Origin of the sequence: Kosakonia arachidis, assembly GCF_900116535.1 — a bacterium.
Lineage (GTDB): Bacteria > Pseudomonadota > Gammaproteobacteria > Enterobacterales > Enterobacteriaceae > Kosakonia > Kosakonia arachidis.
In genome coordinates this window covers 747,823-769,262 of the sequence record NZ_FPAU01000001.1, presented here as the reverse complement: position 1 = coordinate 769,262, position 21,440 = coordinate 747,823, and the positions used below count along the sequence as shown (strand labels likewise).

Annotated in this window: 15 protein-coding genes; 6 read left to right on the top strand and 9 right to left on the bottom strand. The window is 52.8% G+C overall.

Annotation, left to right across the window (positions count from 1 at the left end; all coding sequences use genetic code 11):
* Position 1 precedes the first annotated feature (1 nt).
* The 7 genes from BM427_RS03730 to lrp form a co-directional block, all read right to left on the bottom strand.
* Positions 2-619, bottom strand: a complete 618-nt coding sequence (locus BM427_RS03730; RefSeq protein ID WP_090119320.1) for a DMSO/selenate family reductase complex B subunit — start codon at positions 617-619, stop codon at positions 2-4.
* A gap of 10 nt (positions 620-629) precedes the next feature.
* On the bottom strand, positions 630-3,068 hold the full coding sequence (dmsA, locus tag BM427_RS03725; RefSeq protein WP_090119318.1) for a dimethylsulfoxide reductase subunit A: 2,439 nt from the start codon (positions 3,066-3,068) through the stop codon (positions 630-632).
* A 198-nt stretch (positions 3,069-3,266) separates the two neighbouring features.
* Entirely contained in the window at positions 3,267-4,559 is a 1,293-nt protein-coding gene (serS, locus tag BM427_RS03720) for a serine--tRNA ligase (RefSeq protein ID WP_090119316.1), read from the bottom strand.
* Between the two features lie 95 nt (positions 4,560-4,654).
* Entirely contained in the window at positions 4,655-5,998 is a 1,344-nt protein-coding gene (rarA, locus tag BM427_RS03715) for a replication-associated recombination protein RarA (protein WP_090119314.1), read from the bottom strand.
* A gap of 9 nt (positions 5,999-6,007) precedes the next feature.
* Entirely contained in the window at positions 6,008-6,619 is a 612-nt protein-coding gene (lolA, locus tag BM427_RS03710; protein WP_090119313.1) for an outer membrane lipoprotein periplasmic chaperone LolA, read from the bottom strand.
* Between the two features lie 119 nt (positions 6,620-6,738).
* Positions 6,739-10,512, bottom strand: coding sequence for a DNA translocase FtsK 4TM domain-containing protein (locus BM427_RS03705; RefSeq protein WP_090119311.1), 3,774 nt, complete (start codon positions 10,510-10,512; stop codon positions 6,739-6,741).
* Between the two features lie 120 nt (positions 10,513-10,632).
* Positions 10,633-11,127 carry a leucine-responsive transcriptional regulator Lrp gene (lrp, locus tag BM427_RS03700; protein ID WP_000228473.1) on the bottom strand — a complete coding sequence of 165 codons (495 nt, stop codon included), beginning with the start codon at positions 11,125-11,127 and terminating at the stop codon, positions 10,633-10,635.
* A 523-nt stretch (positions 11,128-11,650) separates the two neighbouring features.
* Here lrp and trxB point away from each other — a divergent pair.
* The 5 genes from trxB to infA all read left to right on the top strand — a co-directional run bounded on the left by trxB (position 11,651) and on the right by infA (position 17,528).
* Complete coding sequence (gene trxB, locus BM427_RS03690; protein ID WP_090119309.1) at positions 11,651-12,616, top strand: thioredoxin-disulfide reductase; 966 nt, start codon at positions 11,651-11,653, stop codon at positions 12,614-12,616.
* 115 nt (positions 12,617-12,731) lie between these two features.
* Positions 12,732-14,498 carry a heme ABC transporter permease/ATP-binding protein CydD gene (gene cydD / locus BM427_RS03685; protein WP_090120670.1) on the top strand — a complete coding sequence of 589 codons (1,767 nt, stop codon included), beginning with the start codon at positions 12,732-12,734 and terminating at the stop codon, positions 14,496-14,498.
* Positions 14,499-16,220, top strand: coding sequence for a heme ABC transporter ATP-binding protein/permease CydC (gene cydC, locus BM427_RS03680; protein ID WP_090119307.1), 1,722 nt, complete (start codon positions 14,499-14,501; stop codon positions 16,218-16,220).
* Positions 16,221-16,325: 105 nt separating this feature from the next.
* Positions 16,326-17,030 (top strand): leucyl/phenylalanyl-tRNA--protein transferase, encoded by a 705-nt coding sequence (gene aat, locus BM427_RS03675; protein ID WP_090119305.1) that lies wholly within the window; start codon positions 16,326-16,328, stop codon positions 17,028-17,030.
* 279 nt (positions 17,031-17,309) lie between these two features.
* Positions 17,310-17,528 (top strand): translation initiation factor IF-1, encoded by a 219-nt coding sequence (gene infA, locus BM427_RS03665; RefSeq protein ID WP_001040187.1) that lies wholly within the window; start codon positions 17,310-17,312, stop codon positions 17,526-17,528.
* A 720-nt stretch (positions 17,529-18,248) separates the two neighbouring features.
* On the opposite strand, the gene clpA is transcribed toward infA, so the two are convergent.
* Positions 18,249-20,537 carry an ATP-dependent Clp protease ATP-binding subunit ClpA gene (gene clpA, locus BM427_RS03660; protein ID WP_090119303.1) on the bottom strand — a complete coding sequence of 763 codons (2,289 nt, stop codon included), beginning with the start codon at positions 20,535-20,537 and terminating at the stop codon, positions 18,249-18,251.
* Positions 20,538-20,568: 31 nt separating this feature from the next.
* The gene (gene clpS / locus BM427_RS03655; RefSeq protein WP_007374120.1) at positions 20,569-20,889 is read right to left on the bottom strand and encodes an ATP-dependent Clp protease adapter ClpS; all 321 of its coding nucleotides are present in this window, start codon (positions 20,887-20,889) and stop codon (positions 20,569-20,571) included.
* A gap of 328 nt (positions 20,890-21,217) precedes the next feature.
* Between clpS and cspD the strand changes: the two genes are divergently transcribed.
* On the top strand, positions 21,218-21,439 hold the full coding sequence (cspD, locus tag BM427_RS03650; protein ID WP_007374119.1) for a cold shock-like protein CspD: 222 nt from the start codon (positions 21,218-21,220) through the stop codon (positions 21,437-21,439).
* The last annotated feature ends 1 nt before the right edge of the window (position 21,440 follow it).

Here is a 21,440-nt window from a genome sequence, read left to right as displayed (position 1 = left end):
CTCACACCTCCTGCGGATTCGCCAGATAACCGGTGGTGTCCCCTGTCGGGCGGCTATTAGCATTGGGTTTAATTACGATACATGGTTTCGTGAAATGCGCTGCGGGTAGCGGCGCGACAGCCGCCAGTTGGCCATGTTTCTGCCGCAGCTCTTCGATGGGGCCGAAGTCGAGCGCCCGTAATGGGCAAGATTCCACACAAACTGGCTTTTTCCCGTCAGCAACGCGTTCATAGCAACCATCGCACTTGGTCATATGTCCTTTCTGTGCATTGTACTGCGGTGCGCCATACGGGCAGGCCATATGGCAGTAGCGGCAGCCGATGCAGACATCTTCGTCCACCACCACAAAGCCATCCTCTCTCTTGTGCATAGCGCCGCTAGGACATACTTTGGTACATGCCGGATCTTCACAGTGGTTGCAGGCAATCGACAAATAATAGGCAAACACATTCTGATGCCAGACGCCGTTATCCTGTTGCCAGTCGCCACCTGCATATTCATAAATGCGGCGAAAGTTAATGTCGGGAGTTAAGTTTTTGTAGTCTTTACAGGCCAGTTCACAGGTTTTACACCCGGTGCAACGGCTTGAATCAATAAAAAATCCATACTGCGTAGTCATCACTTACTCCTTACGCCTTTTCGACCTGGACAAGGTTTGTATGCGACGGGTTGCCTTTCGCCAGCGGAGAGGGTCGTTGCGTAGTCAGCACATTTATAGATCCTGCCTGATCGACACGCCGGGCATCCGGGTTGTACCAGGCGCCTTCACCCAGCGCGACCACACCGGGTATCATGCGCGGCGTTACTTTCGCTTCGATTTGAGCTTCACCCCGGTCGTTAAAGATACGTACGCGGTCACCGTTGCTGATCCCACGGAGTTGTGCATCTATCGGGTTAATCCACATCTCCTGACGGCAAGCCGCATTCAGCACATCAACGTTGCCGTAGGTAGAGTGGGTTCGGGCTTTGTAGTGAAAACCGGTGAGTTGCAGTGGATAGGTTTTGCTGAGCGGAGCGTCGTAATTTTCAAAACCAGCGCTGTACACCGGTAGCGGATCGATAACATCCTCTTTGTCCAACTCCCAACTCGCCGCAATGGCCGCCAGCTGCGCTGAGTAGATCTCGATTTTTCCTGATGGTGTAGTGAGCGGATTTTTTTGTGGATCGTCACGAAAGGCCTTATAAGCCACATGGTGACCGGCCGGATCGCGCTGTTTGAACATGCCCTGTTTGCGGAATGCATCGAAAGTGGGCATGCCAGGGATTGCCTGGCGAGATTGTTCGTAGAGATAACGCATCCACTCCTCTTGTGAACGGCCTTCGGTGAACTGTTGTTCCACGCCCATACGCTTAGCCAGTTCGCTGGTCATTTCATAGATCGTTTTGCATTCAAAGCGTGGTTTAATTACCTGATCGGCAAAAATGACGTACGACATGTTGCCGCAGGAGGCGTCCAGAGCGAAATCCATCTGTTCCGAGGCGGTACAATCCGGAAGCAGAATGTCGGCATATTTCGCGGAAGAGGTCATGTGGCAATCAATCACCACGATCAGCTCGCACTTCTTATCATCTTGCAAGATGTCATGGGTACGGTTGATCTGTGAATGCTGGTTAATCAGGCAGTTACCGGCATAGTTCCAGATCATCTTGATCGGCACATCCAGCTTATCTTTGCCGCGTACCCCGTCGCGCGTGGCCGTCATCTCCGGGCCACGCTCAATGGCATCGGTCCACAAAAACATCGAGATACTGGTCTGCACCGGATTTTCCAGCGTCGGCATGCGTACAAACGGCAGCTCATATGAGCCTTCACGTGCGCCGCTATTGCCACCGTTGAGCCCAACATTGCCGGTCAAAATCGCCAGCATGGCAATTGCACGCGACACCAACTCGCCATTCGCATGGCGTTGCGGCCCCCAACCCTGGGAGATAAACGCCGGTTTGGTGCTGGCAATTTCACGAGCCAGCATAATAATACGCGCCTGGGGGATCCCAGTAATAACCGATGCCCACTCCGGCGTCTTAGCAATGCCATCATTGCCCTGGCCCAGAATGTACGCCTTATAGTGTCCGTTGGCTGGCGCATCTGCGGGTAACGTTTTTTCATCGTAGCCAACACAGTATTTATCGAGGAAAGCCTGATCAACAAGGTTTTCCGTGATCATCACCCAGGCCAGTGCTGACACCAGCGCAGCATCCGTACCCGGGCGGATTGGGATCCACTCATCTTCACGCCCGGCGCCAGTATCTGTGTAACGCGGATCGATAATGATCATGCGGGCATTCGATTTTTGCCGTGCCTGCTCAACGTAGTACGTTACACCGCCACCACTCATGCGGGTTTCCCCAGGGTTGTTACCGAACATCACCACCAACTGGCTATTTTCAATATCCGACGGACTGTTGCCATCAGCCCATCCCCCGTAGGTATAATTCAGCCCGGCGGCGATTTGGGCGCTAGAGTAGTCTCCATATTGATTAAGGTATCCCCCGCAGCAGTTCATCAGGCGGGCAATGAGTGTCTTGCCTGGCGGCCATGAGCGCGTCAGCGTCCCCCCCAGCGTACCCGTGCCATAATTCAGATAGATAGATTCGTTACCGTATTCTTTAATCAGACGCTGCATATTGCTGGTAATGGTATCGAATGCCTCCTGCCAGCTGATGCGCTCGAATTTACCCTCACCCCGTTTACCCACGCGTTTCATTGGATACTTAAGGCGATCCGGGTTATAGACGCGGCGGCGCATTGAGCGACCACGAAGACATGCGCGCACCTGGTGCAATCCATCATAGTTGTCATCACCGGTATTGTCGGTTTCGACATATTTAATTTCGCCATCTACCACATGCATACGCAGCGGGCACCGGCTACCACAGTTCACGGTACAGGCACTCCACACCACTTTTTCCTGCGCCGGGATAATCGCATCCGCTGCGGATGCCAGTCGGGTAAAAGGCAAGGCGAAAGTGCTACTTGCAACCGCCAGACCACCGAGTGCCGTGGTTTTCATAAACCCACGACGGCTAACCTCAGTATCCAGCAACTCATCAGGCATTTTCATGTTCATAACGACTCACTTTGATTGCTCACAAAGAAAAACCGATATATATGTATTTATATAGCGAAACTGCTTATTATCAGAATTTTGTACTGACTATGCCATTTGAGTACTACTACTTTGGAAGGGGATAATTATTGTTTGGTATCAAGCAAGGACGTAAAAAAAGCGCCAACAGGCGCTTTTCAGGAAACATTTAAGAAGTGTTTAACCGATGAACTCAAGACCGTTCATATACGGACGCAGTACCTCAGGAACTTCGATACGACCATCGGCCAGCTGATAGTTTTCCAGCACAGCAACCAGCGTACGGCCAACAGCTAAGCCAGAACCATTCAGCGTATGCACCAGACGGGTTTTCTTGTCGGACTTGCTGCGGCAGCGTGCCTGCATGCGACGCGCCTGGAAATCCCATACGTTAGAACAGGAAGAAATTTCACGGTAAGTATTCTGCGCCGGAACCCATACTTCCAGATCATAGGTTTTGCATGCGCCAAAGCCCATATCACCAGTACAGAGCAGGATTTTGCGGTACGGCAGACCGAGCAACTGCAACACTTTCTCCGCGTGACCGGTCATCTCTTCCAGCGCGTCCATTGACTCTTCCGGACGAACAATCTGCACCATTTCCACTTTGTCGAACTGGTGCATACGAATCAAACCACGGGTATCACGACCATAAGACCCCGCTTCGGAACGGAAGCACGGTGTGTGAGCGGTCATTTTGATCGGCAGATCATCTTCGTCGATGATCTCATCGCGTACCAGGTTGGTCAGCGGCACTTCAGCCGTCGGGATCAACGCATAGTTGCTGCTGTCAGATTCTTCTTCCAGTGGACGCGTGTGAAACAGATCGCCAGCAAATTTCGGCAACTGGCCGGTGCCATACAACGTGTCGTGGTTGACCAGATACGGTACGTAGTTTTCTGCGTAGCCATGCTGCTCGGTATGCAGATCGAGCATGAACTGTGCAAGCGCGCGATGCATACGGGCGATTTGCCCTTTCATCACCACGAAACGGGAGCCGGTCAGTTTTACTGCGGCAGCAAAATCCAGACCGCTGTGCATTTCACCCAGCGTAACATGATCGCGGATTTCAAAATCAAATTGGCGCGGTGTGCCCCAACGGCTGATTTCGACGTTATCGTTCTCATCGCGCCCGGTCGGGACACAGTCGTCAGGCAGGTTCGGGATAGTCAGCGCAATCTCACGGATCTCGGCCAGCAGGGTTTCCAGCTCGGCTTTCGCTGCGTCAAGTTCTTCACCGAGTTTGTTCACTTCCAGGCGTAATGGCTCAATGTCTTCCCCGCGTGCTTTCGCCTGGCCAATGGATTTCGATCGTGAGTTACGCTCTGCTTGCAGGTTCTCAGTATTAACCTGCAAAACTTTACGACGCTCTTCGAGCGCGCGTAATTTGTCTACATCCAGCTTAAAGCCCCGGCGTGCCAGTTTTTCAGCGACTGCGTCTGGCTCGGTACGCAGCAGATTGGGATCGAGCATGCTTTTCCTGTGCTTGTTGTATTGTAAAAAGAAGAAGTCGATCGCTGCCTGCGATCGATATAATGTACAGCGATAACCTTACCGCAACGCCTGCACTAGCGATAGCGTTTTATAGGGCTTTTATGATCCTGTTCGGCCAGCCAGGCGAGCTTTTCGCCAATCTTGCCCTCAAGACCTCTGTTGGTGGGGTGATAATAACGCGTTTGTGCTAATTCCTGTGGGAAATACTCCTCACCAGCGGCGTAGGCATTGGGTTCGTCATGTGCATAACGATACTCCTGGCCGTATCCCATCTCTTTCATCAATTTCGTTGGTGCGTTACGCAGGTGTACAGGCACATCGAAATCCGGACGATCGCGTGCGTCTGCAAGTGCCGCTTTAAACGCCGTATACACCGCGTTACTCTTCGGCGCACAGGCAAGGTAAACAATTGCCTGCGCAATTGCGCGCTCGCCTTCGGCCGGGCCAACGCGTGTAAAACAATCCCAGGCGGAGATGGCCACCTGCATGGCACGCGGATCGGCGTTGCCGACATCTTCCGAAGCAATCGCCAGACAGCGACGGGCCACATACAGCGGATCGCCTCCGGCAGTGATAATACGTGCATACCAGTAAAGTGCGGCATCCGGTGCACTACCGCGTACCGATTTATGCAATGCGGAGATTAAATCGTAAAAACGGTCGCCTTTGTTATCAAAGCGCGCACTGCGTTCGCCAGCAATTTCGGTCAACAAAGTCGTTTTCAACACACGTTTGCCGGTCGCATCCAGCTCTGCCATATCTGCCATCATTTCCAGCGTGTTGAGCGCCCGTCGGGCATCGCCACCCACCAGTTCGGCAATTGCCCGTCGGGTGTCATCGGGCAAAACGATATCCTGACCGCCATAACCACGGGCTTTATCTTCCATCGCCTGTGTCAATACCTGCTCAATGTCTGCAGTCGTGAGAGACTTCAACAGATAAACACGTGCACGGGAGAGCAACGCTGAGTTGAGTTCAAAAGAGGGATTTTCCGTTGTTGCGCCGATAAAGGTGATGGTGCCATCTTCAATATGCGGCAAAAACGCGTCCTGCTGGCTTTTGTTAAAGCGGTGAACTTCGTCAACAAACAGAATGGTACGCCGCCCGGCATTGCGATTCTGCCGCGCGCGTTCGATGGCTTCACGGATCTCTTTCACGCCAGACGTTACCGCAGAAATGCGTTCAACATCAGCGTTCGCATAACGGGCAATTACTTCCGCCAGCGTCGTTTTCCCCGTACCCGGCGGTCCCCAGAGGATCATCGAGTGCAGATGCCCAGCCTCAATGGCTCTGGGCAAAGGTTTACCCGCCGCCAGAAGGTGCTGTTGGCCTATGTACTGCGCTAAATTTTCTGGCCGCATACGGGCGGCCAGAGGTTGAAACGCATTGTCGGAGAAATCGAGCGACATATTGCTCATCCGCGCCTCTTACTTACGCTGATCGTCAACCGTTACGCCCTTCGGCGGGGTAAAGGTGAATTTAGCAGGATCGATCGCGCCATTTTGCTGTGATTTCAATTGATAGCTGCTGCGCTGATCGTCCTGTTCAATTGCACTGAACTGATGAATGGTGCCATCGCGCCCAACATTGATAGTGAATTGCTTCAGGTTACCGTTGTTACTTTTCGGCGTCAGAACAAAGTCATCGCCCTTTTGCTCTATATTGTACTGCTGCCAGTCGCTGGCCTGATTACGGGCAATCAGCATAAACGGTGTATTGCCGGTGGCATCTTTCAGCCAGGTCGCCGTAGCCTGTTCCACAAACGGATTGTAGAACCACAGGGTTTTCCCGTCAGAAACCAGCACACTTTCGTCCGGCTGGGTCATATGCCAGTTGAACAAATTCGGGCGCTTGACCCACAAATCCCCCTGACCTTCCTGTACCGCAGCACCGCTGCCATCCGTCACTTTTTGAGTGAAGCTGGCATGGAAACTGCTAACTTTATCAAGACGGCTTTTCAGGTCACTGGAAGCATCTGCCCATACGTTACTGGCCAGCAAGCTGCCCATTAACGCACACGCCACAGCGATTTTTTTCATCGTTATTCCTCAAATACGTCACTCCCGACACGGGAGAATACTTCTGTCACTCTAAGCACCGAATGCAAAGAGAGACAGAAGAAAAGACTGAATTTTTACTTATTTACATGGCTTTGCAATCATTCGAACGGCGGAGGGGCCAGCACCTCACGGTTACCGTTGTGTCCTTGCTCGCTGACAATTCCCTGCACTTCCATCTGCTCGATAATACGTGCCGCGCGATTATAGCCGATGCGAAACTGGCGCTGAACGCCGGAAATAGAGGCCTTGCGTTTTTCAGTTACGAAGTTAACGGCCTGATCAAATAACGGATCCAGCTCTTCAGCACCATCAAAACCTCCGCCTGCGCCACCTTCGCTTTCGCTCTCTGACGTAATACCATCGACATACTGCGGGCGACCACGCGCTTTCCAGTCCTGCACCACGGCATGGACTTCCTGGTCACGTACGAATGCACCGTGTACACGTACGGGTGCAGAGGTGGAGTTTGGACCGGAGTAAAGCATATCCCCCATCCCAAGCAGCGATTCAGCACCACCCTGATCGAGGATAGTACGCGAATCAATCTTACTCGATACGGTAAAAGCGATGCGCGTCGGAATGTTCGCTTTAATCAACCCGGTGATAACGTCGACCGACGGACGCTGTGTCGCCAGCACCAGGTGAATACCCGCTGCGCGCGCTTTCTGCGCCAGACGCGCAATCAGTTCTTCCACTTTCTTGCCGACGGTCATCATCAGGTCGGCGAACTCATCCACCATCACCACAATATATGGCAGTTTTTCCAGCACCGGATGCTGCGCATCCATACTGTCGCCAGGCTTCCAGTACGGATCCGGAATTGGACGGCCCATACGCGCTGCTTCAGCGATCTTCTCGTTGTAACCCGCCAGATTACGCACACCGAGCGCTGACATCAGTTTGTAGCGACGTTCCATTTCGTTGACGCTCCAGCGCAACGCATTGGCGGCATCTTTCATATCGGTAACCACTTCGGTCAGCAGATGGGGGATGCCTTCATATACCGAAAGTTCCAGCATTTTCGGGTCGATCATAATAAAGCGCACCTCTTCCGGCGTCGCTTTATACAGCATGCTGAGGATCATGGCGTTCACGCCCACCGACTTACCAGAGCCAGTTGTCCCGGCAACCAGCAGGTGCGGCATTTTCGCCAGATCGGCAATCACCGGATCGCCGGCGATATCTTTACCCAGCACCACGGTCAGCGGCGAAGGGCTTTCCCGGAATTTCACGCAATCCAGTACTTCACGCAGATAGACGGTCTGACGTTTCTTGTTCGGTAATTCCAGGCCAACATATGGTTTGCCGGGGATCACTTCCACCACGCGTACGGCAACGGTGGAAAGCGAACGCGCCAGATCACGAGACAGGTTGGAAATACGCGCGGCTTTCACCCCAGGTGCCAGATTCAACTCAAAGCGGGTAATCACCGGCCCCGGCGAATAATTCACTACATCGGCTTTGATGCGGAAATCGGCCAGACGCGCTTCGACCAGGCGCGCCATTTGCTCAAGCGCAAAGGTATCAACAGGTTCAACTTCCGCTGGCGGTTGCGTCAACAGATCCAGTGATGGCAGCGGCGTAGTCGGTTTCTGCACCGGTCGGCTATCACCATTACGCATCAACAGCGGATGGATCAAACTCTCTTGCGGCTGTGGTGCAGCCTGATGCCGTTGCTGCGCCATAGCGGGCTGCTGAACTGCCTGTTGAACCTGTGGCTGATAGTGCGACTGTGCTGGCTGCTGGTATTGCGGCGGCGTCGGTTGTTGATGATGCGGCTGCTGTACTGGCGGCACTGACTCTGGCATCACGCCTGGCGTGAACAACGGTTCGTGCGGACCATCATCAACCAGCGTTTTCATCGGTGAAAACGCAAAATCTTCAGGCGTAAACGCATGGGCACCTGCTGGTTGGTCCCCCGAATAGCGCTGTTGCTGAGAGGCTGCGAACTGGCTGGCCAGCTCAGCTTCTTCCGCTTCTTCGTCGCTGATTACCGGGCGCTGCGAATGGAACGGTGGTGCTTCGTGCTGGAATTCATTTCCATAGCGATCTTGCTGTGTAGCAGCAAACTGGCGAGCCAGTTCGTTCTGTTGCAGCATATCAGCTTCGTCATCATCATGCTGACGCACTTCTTCCTCGCGGGCGCGCTCTGCTGCCATACGCTGGGAAGGTAATTTGATACCGTAAGACGCCAGCTCGCGGCGCGTCGGAACACGAACGCGGTTCGGACGCGGCAATTGCGGACCAATCCCCTCTTTAACTTGCGGACGCGGCGCACCACCAGAGGCCAGACTAAAGACTGGCGCCACAGCTGCAGCTGCGGCCGTGACATGGCCCGTAGATTGTTGTACACCCGCCGCGACAGGAGCAACGGATGGATCAAATGCTGCGGCCGATGGCGCAGAGAAAACGGCAGGTTTTGTCGCGGGTTCCTCAACAGCAGGCTCAGGGATTGGCTGATACCAGGCGGCAAGTTGTTCGCGCTCACGCGCACGCTTCTCTTCCACTTCTTCAAAGTAGTAAAGCGGCGGACGAGTCTGTTTTACTTCTTCAACGACCGGTTCAGGTTCAGGCGTGACTTTCTGTTCCGGAGCCGGTGCGACTTGCGATTCGCTTTGCCAAGGCAACGGCGCCTGCTGAGCATAAACCTCTTCTTCCGGCGGTACCGGCGCATCAGGCGTCCACACCTCTTCTGCGACAGGTTGCTGCCACTCGGGGAGCGTATGCTGAGGAGAATGAGACGGGACCGTCTGAGCAGCGTCGGCATACTGATCTGGCTGATAAGGCGCTTGCTGTGGCACCTCAGTGGCAGGTGCCTGTGCATATGGCCATTCAACATTTTGCTGCATAGCCGGAACATAAGGATCAGCAGGTGCTGCATACGCCTGCACAGCTGCGGTGGTCGCTGTTGCAGCGGCCACAACGGGTTCAGTAACGCTGTGCCCGTTTAGCAATGGATCGTATTCATGCTCAGCTTCAGTAGCACGATGCCCGGAGAACAGGACGTCGTCAGCATCCGCTGGCACACCGCTCGCGCTGTATGCGATCTCTTCTTCCTCATCGTCCATCCGCTTACCGGAGAACAGCGCTTCGTCAGTTTTACGCCCCATCGGGTTGGCGAATTTTTCAGCCACTCGCTTACGACGTTCCAGCGCCCCACGAAGAATACGAGCACGACGCGACTCACGCGGTTTTTCCTCTTCGTACTCTTCGTCGTCTTCGTATTCATCATCATCAACCCATGTGTCATCGCGACGAGTGCGATTACTGGCGAAGGTCAGAATATTGAGGATGACACTGCCAATTTTCTCAGCGATGGTGACCCAAGACCAGCCAGTAAATAAGGTTAACCCCGCGGCCCAAATGCAGAGCAGCGCGAGCGTACCACCACTGCTGCGCAGCAGAGGTTGCAGTGTCGTACTCAGCAGGCTACCAATCACCCCACCGGAGGCGAAATACCAGATATCATCAGCATTAATTGCGGCCAGACCACAAGAGGTCAGGATCAACGCCAGCGCACCAATCATGCGCAGCGATACGGCAAAGTAATCGATGTAATCTTCACTGGCGCGGTGACGGTAAGCAAACCAGCAACCGCCAATGATGATCACCGGAATGGTGTAAGCCATAATGCCAAAAATAAAAAACAGCGTATCGGCAAGCCATGCACCGGGCACTCCGCCCAGATTATGGATAGGTTCATGCCAGGCCGTTTGCGACCAGCTAGGATCAGACGGGTTAAAACTTAAGAGCGCGGCCATCAACCAGACGGCAGACAGTGAAACGAGAATCAGCAACGCCTCCAGGAGTCGGCGCCCGCTGCTAAGCTTGGTCAGTGTGACTTCTTTGTCTTCGGTGTATTCCTGGCTCAAGACAGGCTCTCCAGGTCCTTGATGCTAAAACGGACAACAGCGCCGGGGCTCCCCGGCACTGTTGCTGTATGGATTAACAGGAGTGTAATCAAAAAACAGCGATTGTGCACCTGTTCCGTATTAGCGCGTCTTAATTACCAGACGATTGCTCTGTTTAACTTCTTCCATCACCACATATGTGCGGGTGTCGTTCACGCCCGGCAGACGCAGCAGGGTTTCCCCTAACAGCTTGCGGTAAGCCGACATATCCGGCACACGCGTCTTCAACAGGTAGTCAAAGTCACCTGAAACCAGATGGCACTCTTGAATTTCTTCAAGTTTTTGCACAGCAGTATTGAATTGTTCAAACACATCGGGCGCGCCACGATTCAGAGTAATCTCAACAAATACCAGAAGTGATGCATCCAGATAATGCGGATTTAGCAGCGCGGTATAGCCCTGGATAAATCCTTGTCTTTCCAGCCTGCGCACACGCTCAAGGCACGGCGTCGGGGAAAGTCCCACTCGTTTAGAAAGCTCGACGTTCGAAATACGCCCATCTTTTTGCAATTCGTTCAGAATATTACGATCAATGCGGTCGAGATCTTTGCCTGGGCGCTTCTTGCTATCTACCATTATTATTGTCTCTCTGTATTCCTTCCCTACTCCTGTCTTGACCCTGTGCACTTCACTGTTCAGAGTCTTTGCCCGTCGCGTTACGGCGCTGCCGAGGCAATATGAAGAAGACCGTTGCCAAAGGCAGCTATCGACATCACGAATGGCGCCTGTCCACGCCATGTGTAGATTTCACTAGCCCGGTAAAAAATGGCATTCACGTGCATGAGTTTGCATCACGCGCGAAACACTGTTTTTTCTTCCTTTGATGTTTTCGCAAATGCGCAGGGGATTGTCAAAGCAAAACATCTTTTTTTAGTACAACGTGCCAGATATTCATCAACACCACTCCCTAATCCTCACTTTATCACCTTATAACAGTCCGATTTTCAGTAGAAATTATTATATTTCTGGCCAAAATCGCCCCCACGTCATCGGCCATTTCTATTACACATATCGTTAACAAAACTGGCGCGCTCTTTTTTTACGATGCTAAATTCCCTACAATTCAGCTCAATGTCTGCCAAACAACAATGAGGATCTCATGGGTACGGCCAAACACAGTAAGTTGCTCATCCTTGGTTCAGGCCCTGCGGGTTATACCGCTGCGGTCTATGCTGCACGCGCAAACCTACAGCCAGTGCTGATTACCGGGATGGAAAAAGGCGGCCAGCTCACCACCACCACTGAAGTGGAAAACTGGCCGGGCGACCCGCACGATCTGACCGGGCCGCTGCTGATGGAACGCATGCATGAACATGCCACCAAATTTGATACTGAAATCATTTTTGATCACATCCACAGCGTGGATTTGCAAAATCGTCCTTTCCGCCTGACTGGCGATAGCGGCGAATATACTTGCGATGCGCTTATCATCGCGACTGGCGCGTCTGCGCGTTACCTGGGGCTGGCGTCGGAAGAGGCGTTTAAAGGCCGCGGCGTTTCCGCCTGCGCAACCTGCGACGGTTTCTTTTACCGTAATCAGAAAGTGGCGGTGATCGGCGGCGGCAATACGGCTGTTGAAGAAGCGCTATATCTGGCGAATATCGCCTCTGAAGTTCATCTGATCCATCGTCGTGACACTTTCCGTGCGGAAAAGATCCTGATTAATCGTCTGATGGATAAAGTAAAGAGTGGTAATGTTGTGCTGCATACGCATCGCACGCTGGAAGAAGTCACCGGCGATCAGATGGGCGTCACGGGTCTACGTCTGCGTGATACGCAAAATGCAGACAACGTGGAATCACTGGACGTTGCGGGGCTGTTTGTAGCTATCGGCCACAGCCCGAACACCGGCATCTTCGAAGGTCAACTGGCGCTGGAAAATGGCTACATCAAGGTGCAGTCCGGTATTCACGGCAACGCCACGCAAACCAGCATTCCGGGTGTCTTTGCCGCAGGTGATGTTATGGATCATATCTACCGTCAGGCGATCACTTCTGCGGGTACAGGCTGTATGGCAGCTCTGGATGCAGAACGCTATCTTGATGGGCTGGCTGAAAGCAAATAATCTTTACAAGTCAGTAACAAAGGTAAAAAAGGCGACTATGAGTCGCCTTTATTTTTGCACCGATGTAACATTGCGCCAGTTAAAAATTCCGATAACTTCACCTGCTAAGCGCGCAATGAACAAAACCCGTCAACAAGAACTCACTCGCTGGTTGAAACAGCAAAGCATTATTTCCCGCCGCTGGTTAATGCTTTCCCGCCTTCTCGGCGTGGTAAGCGGCGCACTGATTGTCGCGCAGGCCTGGATACTGGCGCGCATCCTCAATCATATGATTATGGAGAATATTCCACGCGAGGCGTTGCTGCTTCCCTTCACCTTACTGGTGCTAATCTTCATCCTGCGTAGTTGGGTTGTCTGGCTGCGGGAACGGGTGGGATTCTATGCCGGGGCACATATTCGTTTTGAAATCCGCCGCCAAGTGCTGGATCGTCTGCACCAGGCCGGGCCAGCCTGGATCCAGGGTAAACCCGCCGGAAGCTGGGCGACACTGATACTTGAACAAATTGACGATATGCACGATTTCTATGCCCGCTATTTACCACAGATGGCCCTTGCGGCCAGCGTGCCGCTGTTAATCGTTGTTACTTTATTCCCTGTCAATTGGGCCGCCGCACTTATTTTGCTTGGTACAGCTCCCCTTATCCCACTGTTTATGGCGATGGTTGGAATGGGAGCCGCCGATGCTAACCGCCGTAACTTTAAAGCGCTGGCGCGCTTGAGCGGTCATTTTCTTGATCGCCTGCGCGGTATGGAAACGCTGCGTATTTTTGGTCGTGGCGAAGCAGAAACCGAGAGTATCCGTCGCGCATCTCAGGATTTCCGCAGCAGAACCATGGAAGTATTGCGTCTGGCTTTCTTATCTTCCGGTGTGCTGGAGTTTTTTGCTTCGCTATCGATTGCACTGGTTGCTGTCTACTTCGGCTTCTCTTATCTTGGCGAACTGAATTTTGGTCATTATGGTACCAGCGTTACGTTGTTCGCAGGCTTCCTTGCACTGGTACTGGCACCGGAGTTTTTCCAGCCGCTACGCGATCTGGGCACCTTCTATCATGCCAAGGCGCAGGCTATCGGCGCCGCCGACAGCCTAAAAACGTTTATGGAAGCCCCGCTGGCGCATCCACAACGCGGTGAAACCGTGTTAGTAAGTGATGAGCCTGTTACACTCACCGCACACAATCTGATAATAAAGTCTGCCGAAGGCGCAGAACTTGCCGGGCCGCTAAACTTCACCCTTGCTGCTGGACAACGGGTGGTAGTGGTAGGGAAAAGTGGTTCAGGTAAAAGCTCACTGATTAATGTTCTCTCCGGTTTCTTGCCCTACGAGGGCTCACTGAGCGTAAATGGCGTTGAGCTGAGCGCGCTTGAGCCGGATAGCTGGCACGAAGCAATAAGCTGGGTGGGACAAAATCCACAACTTCCGGCAACCACGTTACGGGAAAACGTTCTGCTGGCGCGGCCAAATGCCGGTGCGGCTGAACTGCAAGCGGCACTGGATAAAGCCTGGGTCAGTGAATTTTTACCTTTGTTGCCGGAAGGGCTGGAAACGCAGCCTGGCGACCAGGCAGTACGCCTCTCTGTGGGTCAGGCGCAACGTGTCGCCGTAGCCCGCGCACTGCTTTCGCCATGTAAATTACTGTTGTTGGATGAGCCTTCCGCCAGCCTGGACGCCCATAGCGAACAACGGGTTATGCAGTCGTTGACCGAGGCTTCTCACCAACAAACCACATTGATGGTGACTCACCAGTTGGAAAATCTGAACAAATGGGATGCCATTTGGGTAATGCAGGATGGCAAGATCATTGAGCAAGGCAGCTATGCTGAACTTGCAACGGCGCAGGGAACGTTTGCCGACCTTCTCGCCCACCGCCAGGAGGAGATTTAAATGCGTGCTTTGTTGCCTTATCTCGCGCTGTATAAACGTCACAAATGGATGTTGTTGCTGGGCGTGATCCTCGCGATTATCACCCTGCTGGCCAGTATCGGGTTGTTAACGCTCTCCGGGTGGTTCCTGTCGGCCTCTGCGGTCGTGGGCGTTGCCGGACTTTACAGTTTTAACTATATGCTACCTGCGGCCGGGGTTCGTGGCGCGGCTATTATCCGTACCGCCGGACGTTATTTTGAGCGTTTGGTCAGCCATGAGGCCACTTTCCGCGTACTGGAACATTTGCGCGTCGCCACGTTCAGCAAACTGCTGCCCCTCTCCCCTGCCGGGCTGGCACGTTTTCGCCAGGGAGAGTTACTGAACCGGGTGGTGGCCGATGTCGATACCCTCGACCATCTTTATTTGCGTGTCATCTCTCCGCTGGTCGGCGCACTGGTGGTCATCATTGTGGTGACGGTTGGTTTAAGCATGCTGGATGCTTCGCTGGCACTGATGCTCGGCGGCATTATGCTGGCGACACTGCTTGTGTTGCCGCCACTCTTTTACCGGGCGGGCAAGCCAACCGGTGAAAGCCTGACAGCCCTGCGTGGCCAGTATCGTCAGCAATTAACCAGTTGGTTGCAGGGCCAGGCGGAGCTGACCATTTTTGGCGCCAGCCAACGCTACCGTGAACAACTGGAGCAAACCGAATTAAACTGGCACGACGCTCAGCGCCGTCAGTCTGATCTGAGTGCCGTTTCGCAGGCGCTGATGTTGCTGATTAGCGGTATAGCGGTCATTGTCATGCTATGGTTTGCTTCCGGCGATGTTGGCGGCAACACGCAACCAGGCGCGTTAATCGCACTGTTCGTCTTCTGCGCACTGGCGGCGTTTGAAGCACTGGCACCGGTTACGGGCGCTTTCCAGCACCTTGGTCAGGTGATCGCTTCCGCCACCCGCATTACGCAAATCACTAACTGCCCGCCAGATGTCACTTTTCCACAAGCCAGTATGTCAGTACCAGAGCGTATAGCGGTGCAATTTAAGGATCTGGCCTTTAGCTATCCCGGGCAGCCACAGCGTGCACTGGAGAATATCGCATTGTCGATAGCCGCTGGTGAACATGTCGCCATTCTCGGCCGTACCGGCTGCGGCAAATCAACTCTTCTACAACTGCTTACGCGCGCGTGGGATCCACAGCAGGGCGAAATTCGGCTCAACGATCGGCCGCTGAGCGATGTGGACGAAGCAACGCTGCGTTCGCTCATTAGCATGGTTCCACAGCGCGTACATCTGTTTAGCGCTACGTTGCGTGATAACTTGCTGCTTGCGGCACCGCAGGCCAGTGATGAAACGTTGAGTGCGATGCTGACGCGCGTCGGGCTGGAAAAGCTGCTCAATGATGGCGGTATGAACGCGTGGCTTGGGGAAGGTGGGCGACAACTTTCCGGCGGTGAATTGCGACGTCTGGGCATTGCCCGTGCACTGTTGCATGATGCTCCGCTGGTATTACTGGATGAACCAACCGAAGGGCTGGACGCCGAAACAGAGAGCCAGGTTCTTGAATTACTTCGTGAAGTGATGAAAGACAAAACGCTGTTAATGGTCACGCATCGTCTTCGCGGCCTGGCGTTTTTTGATCGCATAATTGTGATGGACAACGGACAAATAATTGAGCAAGGTAATCACGCAGCGTTAATGGCGAAACAGGGTCGGTATTACCAGTTTAAGCAGCGTCTGTAGTGGATATTCGTCATTTTGCCGCTTCTGCCGCAGCGCGATTAAAGTGAAATGGCAAAATGACGATATTAAAAGGGGTCCCTTGTCGCGTTGTGGAGCGTTGTTGTCATGCGCCTGGTTCAGCTTTCTCGTCACTCTATCGCTTTTCCTTCTCCTGAAGCAGCGCTACGTGAACCTAATGGTCTGCTGGCGCTAGGCGGAGATTTAAGTCCGGCCCGGTTGCTGATGGCCTATCAGCGCGGCATTTTCCCTTGGTTTTCTCCCGGCGATCCGATCCTCTGGTGGTCACCCGATCCGCGTGCCGTACTGTGGCCACAGACGTTTCATATCAGCCGCAGCATGAAACGCTTTCATAAGTCTTCCCCTTATCGCGTTACCCTCAATCATGCCTTCGGCAAAGTGATTGACGGTTGTGCGCAGGATCGCGACGAGGGTACATGGATTACGCCCGATATCGTGATGGCCTACCATCGCCTGCACGAGCTTGGTCATGCACACTCAATTGAAGTGTGGGAAGGCGACAAACTTGTCGGCGGAATGTATGGTGTGGCGCAGGGTTTGCTGTTTTGCGGTGAGTCGATGTTTAGCCGCAGCATTAACGCCTCAAAGACGGCACTGCTTGTTTTCTGCGACGAGTTTCTCCGTCAAGGCGGCAAACTGATTGATTGCCAGGTACTGAATAGTCACACTGCATCGCTGGGCGCGGTAGAAATACCGCGCAGAGATTATTTGCTCCAGCTTGCTGAATTGCGTGCAGCTCCCCTGCCTTCACATTTTTGGGTGCCGCGTACGCTGTTTTTATCTATTGAATAATGTTTTCGGCACATTTTTTATCAGAGTGTTATAATGGGCGCTCAAAGCAGCTTTTGCCTGTTGCCCCGCCCCATCCGGGAGTTGTTCGTATCAGGGATGCCCTTCGTTTACTCCATCGCTCCCCTTTACGGTTGCGCATTTAGCGCGCCATGGCTGTGGAGGGTAACTGGCAAAAGTCGTTTTGCTGCGTTTTATCAGCACAAATCTTTACTTAACACTAGAACTTCGGCATTATCTTGCCGGTTCAAAAATTATGGTAGTGATACCCCCGAGGATTAGATGGCCAAAGAAGACAATATTGAAATGCAGGGTACCGTTCTTGAAACGTTACCTAATACGATGTTCCGCGTAGAACTGGAAAACGGTCACGTGGTCACTGCGCATATCTCCGGTAAAATGCGTAAAAACTACATCCGTATTCTGACGGGCGATAAAGTGACTGTGGAACTGACCCCGTACGACCTGAGCAAAGGCCGCATTGTCTTCCGTAGCCGCTAAGATCTTCCGCCAGCACAGTTAAGTGCTTCTCTTTTAAAGGCCGGGTAATTCCCGGTCTTTTTTGTTTCTTCGCAACAGAAATAATAGTGCTGCTAAGAGCCTATCCCACCAGGTGTAAAGTGTTGCAGCCAGTTTGGACGCGGACAGCCGGATCGTACATGCAGTACGTGAGGATTACTCGCTTCGCTCGCCCTAAAGGGCTGCCGCAAGCGGCGTTCAAAATGCCAACACATTTTGTGTGAGCACTGCCCAGGACCAAAATAGCAAATGAAATAGCCTAATGGGGTAGGCTCTAAATTAACCTTTAATTAGCTTTTACCCACCGATTTTGTCGGCCCGTTATTTTCTGCCTCTCTACAGTTGCAACATTGGCAAACGGTTTTCTGTCCGATAGTTACGATTTTAAACTGCCTGTGCGGCAGTGAACTGAAGGGAAACGATATCATCCTGTTGTTTTTAATAGATGCCAGGTCTTTATCACAGGTGTTTAGCCAGAAATGTCTCTGTCAGATTCCGAAAAGTTGTTCGCATCTATTTGGTTCCGCACATTGCGCGCCGCCAAGAAACAGAATGCCAGAAGAGAAATTGCAGGCTGTCGCGACATGCAGAATCGCCAAATGAAATCACCCCGGGAGGCCAGCAACCCGCCTGATAGACAAATTACAGGGATAAAAAAACCGGGTTCACATGAGCCCGGTTTTTAGTTGCTAACAGCAGAGATTAATGCGCCGTTTCCGGTTTGTGCTTCTGGGCACTCTGGAAGTCATACTCCAGCACACCGTTTTCCTGATTCAGCGTCACGGTGACCTGACCACCGTCAACCAGCGAACCAAACAGCAGTTCATTAGCCAGCGGTTTTTTCAGGTTGTCCTGGATAACACGCGCCATCGGACGAGCCCCCATGGCACGGTCATAGCCCTTCTCAGCCAACCAATTGCGTGCTTCCTGGCTGACTTCCAGCGACACACCTTTCTGATCCAGTTGCACCTGGAGTTCGACAATAAATTTGTCGACCACCTGATGGATCACCTCAGTAGACAAGTGATCGAACCAGATAATGTTGTCCAGACGGTTACGGAACTCTGGCGTAAAGATCTTTTTAATCTCTTCCATCGCATCGGTGCTGTTATCCTGGTGGATAAGACCGATGGATTTACGCTCGGTTTCACGCACCCCGGCGTTGGTCGTCATCACCAGCACCACATTGCGGAAATCTGCTTTGCGCCCATTGTTATCGGTCAGTGTACCGTTATCCATCACCTGCAACAGCAGGTTAAAGACATCCGGGTGCGCTTTTTCGATTTCATCGAGCAACAGCACCGCGTGCGGATGTTTGATCACCGCATCGGTCAGCAAACCACCCTGGTCAAAGCCGACATATCCCGGAGGCGCACCAATCAAACGGCTGACGGTGTGACGCTCCATATACTCGGACATATCGAAGCGCAGCAGCTCAATACCCAGCGCTTTCGACAATTGTACGGTCACCTCAGTTTTCCCCACGCCAGTTGGTCCGGCAAACAGGAAGGAGCCAACCGGTTTATGGTCCTGACCCAGCCCTGCGCGGCTCATTTTAATGGCTTCGGTTAACGCCTCAATGGCTTTATCCTGACCAAATACCAGCATTTTCAGGCGATCGCCGAGATTTTTCAGCGTGTCGCGGTCGCTCTGAGAAACGCTTTTCTCAGGAATACGCGCGATGCGCGCAACAACCGATTCGATATCCGCCACGTTGATGGTTTTCTTACGTTTGCTCACCGGCATCAGACGCGCACGCGCACCCGCTTCGTCAATCACGTCAATCGCTTTATCCGGCAAATGACGGTCGTTGATGTATTTCACTGCCAGTTCCACCGCTGCACGCACCGCTTTTCCCGTGTAACGTACATCGTGATGCGCTTCATATTTCGGCTTCAGTCCATTGATAATCTGCACCGTTTCCTCAACGGACGGTTCAGTAATATCAATTTTCTGGAAGCGACGCGCCAGGGCACGATCTTTTTCGAAGATGTTGCTGAATTCCTGATAGGTGGTCGATCCCATCACGCGGATTTTACCGCTGGAAAGCAGCGGCTTAATCAGGTTAGCCGCATCCACCTGCCCGCCGGACGCAGCGCCTGCACCGATGATGGTGTGGATCTCATCGATAAACAGAATACTGTTATTGTCCTGCTCAAGCTGTTTCAGCAGCGCTTTGAAACGTTTTTCAAAATCGCCACGGTATTTGGTACCCGCCAGCAGCGAACCAATATCCAGCGAATAGATAGTGCAGTCGGCCATAATTTCCGGCACGTCGCCCTGCACAATCCGCCAGGCCAGCCCTTCGGCAATCGCCGTTTTACCGACACCGGATTCGCCAACCAGCAAAGGGTTATTTTTACGGCGGCGACACAGCACCTGAACCGCTCGCTCAAGCTCTTTACTACGGCCAATCAGCGGGTCAATGCCGCCAACACGAGCAAGCTGATTAAGGTTGGTGGTGAAGTTTTCCATACGTTCCTCCCCGCCTGCTTGCTCTTCGCTGTTCACCTGGTTGCTACTGCTGCTACCTGCATCCGATGACGGTCCCGGTTCGTCTTTACGCGTACCGTGAGAAATAAAGTTCACCACATCGAGGCGGCTCACTTCATGTTTGCGCAGTAGGTAAGCCGCTTGCGACTCCTGCTCGCTAAAAATGGCAACCAGCACATTCGCCCCGGAGACTTCACTGCGACCGGAGGATTGAACATGAAACACCGCGCGCTGCAAAACACGCTGGAAGCTGAGCGTCGGCTGCGTGTCGCGCTCCTCTTCGCTCATGGGTAGAACGGGTGTGGTTTGTTCGATGAAGGCTTCGAGTTCCTGCCGCAGCGCCACCAGATCCACGGAACACGCCTCAAGCGCTTCGCGGGCCGAAGGGTTACTGAGCAACGCCAGTAACAAGTGTTCGACGGTCATAAACTCATGTCGGTGCTCGCGCGCTCTGGCGAAAGCCATATTTAAACTGAGTTCCAGTTCTTGATTGAGCATAGGGCACCTCCCCCAAGTTTTATGCCTGCATTCAGGCTCTTTCCAGCGTACACAGCAACGGATGCTCGTTTTCTCTCGCGTACTTGTTCACCATAGAAACCTTAGTCTCTGCAACTTCGGCGGTGAAAACACCGCAGATAGCCTTGCCGTGATAGTGAACTGTAAGCATCAGTTGCGTTGCACGTTCTACATCATAAGAAAAGAACTTTTGTAGCACGTCAATAACAAATTCCATCGGCGTGTAATCATCGTTCATTAACATGACTTTATACATGGATGGCGGTTTTAGCGCATCGCGCAATTTTTCCTCCGCCAATTGGTCGAAATCAAGCCAGCTATTACTCTTACCCATCGTTAGCGCTTCATCTTAGGTTACAGGTTCCGGCAGTCTTTAATCGGCCGATTACATGAGTCTAGATGTATTTTTAATCTACATCAGATGTCAGATAACAATCATCTATCGTTGCCATACGCGACGGCTGTCACATTCTGTTGTCATAGCGTTAACTGCATCAAAATTTTGATGCGCCGCCTCCCAGAACCCCTGCCAAACGCTTGACGCAGTATACGATTTATCTAAATTGTACAGTCGAGAGTTGGTGAGGTTTTGAACAGCCCGCTCACTCTGCCACCGGTTCATTCCATCTTACTTAAATAAGATTTACGAAGGATGTCGAAGCATGGAAACGGGTACTGTTAAGTGGTTCAACAATGCCAAAGGGTTTGGTTTCATCTGCCCTGAAGGCGGCGGCGAAGATATCTTCGCGCATTACTCCACCATTCAGATGGATGGTTACAGAACGTTAAAAGCCGGACAGACAGTCCGGTTTGATGTACACCAGGGCCCTAAAGGCAATCACGCCAGCGTTATCGTGCCCGTCGAAGTGGAAGCCATGGCCTGAC

Bases quoted from the DNA above. Each gene is read 5' to 3' on its own strand.
- BM427_RS03730 (WP_090119320.1), bottom strand. From the start codon at position 619: ATGACTACGCAGTATGGATTTTTTATTGATTCAAGCCGTTGCACCGGG.
- dmsA (WP_090119318.1), bottom strand. From the start codon at position 3,068: ATGAACATGAAAATGCCTGATGAGTTGCTGGATACTGAGGTTAGCCGT.
- serS (WP_090119316.1), bottom strand. From the start codon at position 4,559: ATGCTCGATCCCAATCTGCTGCGTACCGAGCCAGACGCAGTCGCTGAA.
- rarA (WP_090119314.1), bottom strand. From the start codon at position 5,998: ATGAGCAATATGTCGCTCGATTTCTCCGACAATGCGTTTCAACCTCTG.
- lolA (WP_090119313.1), bottom strand. From the start codon at position 6,619: ATGAAAAAAATCGCTGTGGCGTGTGCGTTAATGGGCAGCTTGCTGGCC.
- lrp (WP_000228473.1), bottom strand. From the start codon at position 11,127: ATGGTAGATAGCAAGAAGCGCCCAGGCAAAGATCTCGACCGCATTGAT.
- trxB (WP_090119309.1), top strand. From the start codon at position 11,651: ATGGGTACGGCCAAACACAGTAAGTTGCTCATCCTTGGTTCAGGCCCT.
- cydD (WP_090120670.1), top strand. From the start codon at position 12,732: ATGAACAAAACCCGTCAACAAGAACTCACTCGCTGGTTGAAACAGCAA.
- cydC (WP_090119307.1), top strand. From the start codon at position 14,499: ATGCGTGCTTTGTTGCCTTATCTCGCGCTGTATAAACGTCACAAATGG.
- aat (WP_090119305.1), top strand. From the start codon at position 16,326: ATGCGCCTGGTTCAGCTTTCTCGTCACTCTATCGCTTTTCCTTCTCCT.
- infA (WP_001040187.1), top strand. From the start codon at position 17,310: ATGGCCAAAGAAGACAATATTGAAATGCAGGGTACCGTTCTTGAAACG.
- clpA (WP_090119303.1), bottom strand. From the start codon at position 20,537: ATGCTCAATCAAGAACTGGAACTCAGTTTAAATATGGCTTTCGCCAGA.
- clpS (WP_007374120.1), bottom strand. From the start codon at position 20,889: ATGGGTAAGAGTAATAGCTGGCTTGATTTCGACCAATTGGCGGAGGAA.
- cspD (WP_007374119.1), top strand. From the start codon at position 21,218: ATGGAAACGGGTACTGTTAAGTGGTTCAACAATGCCAAAGGGTTTGGT.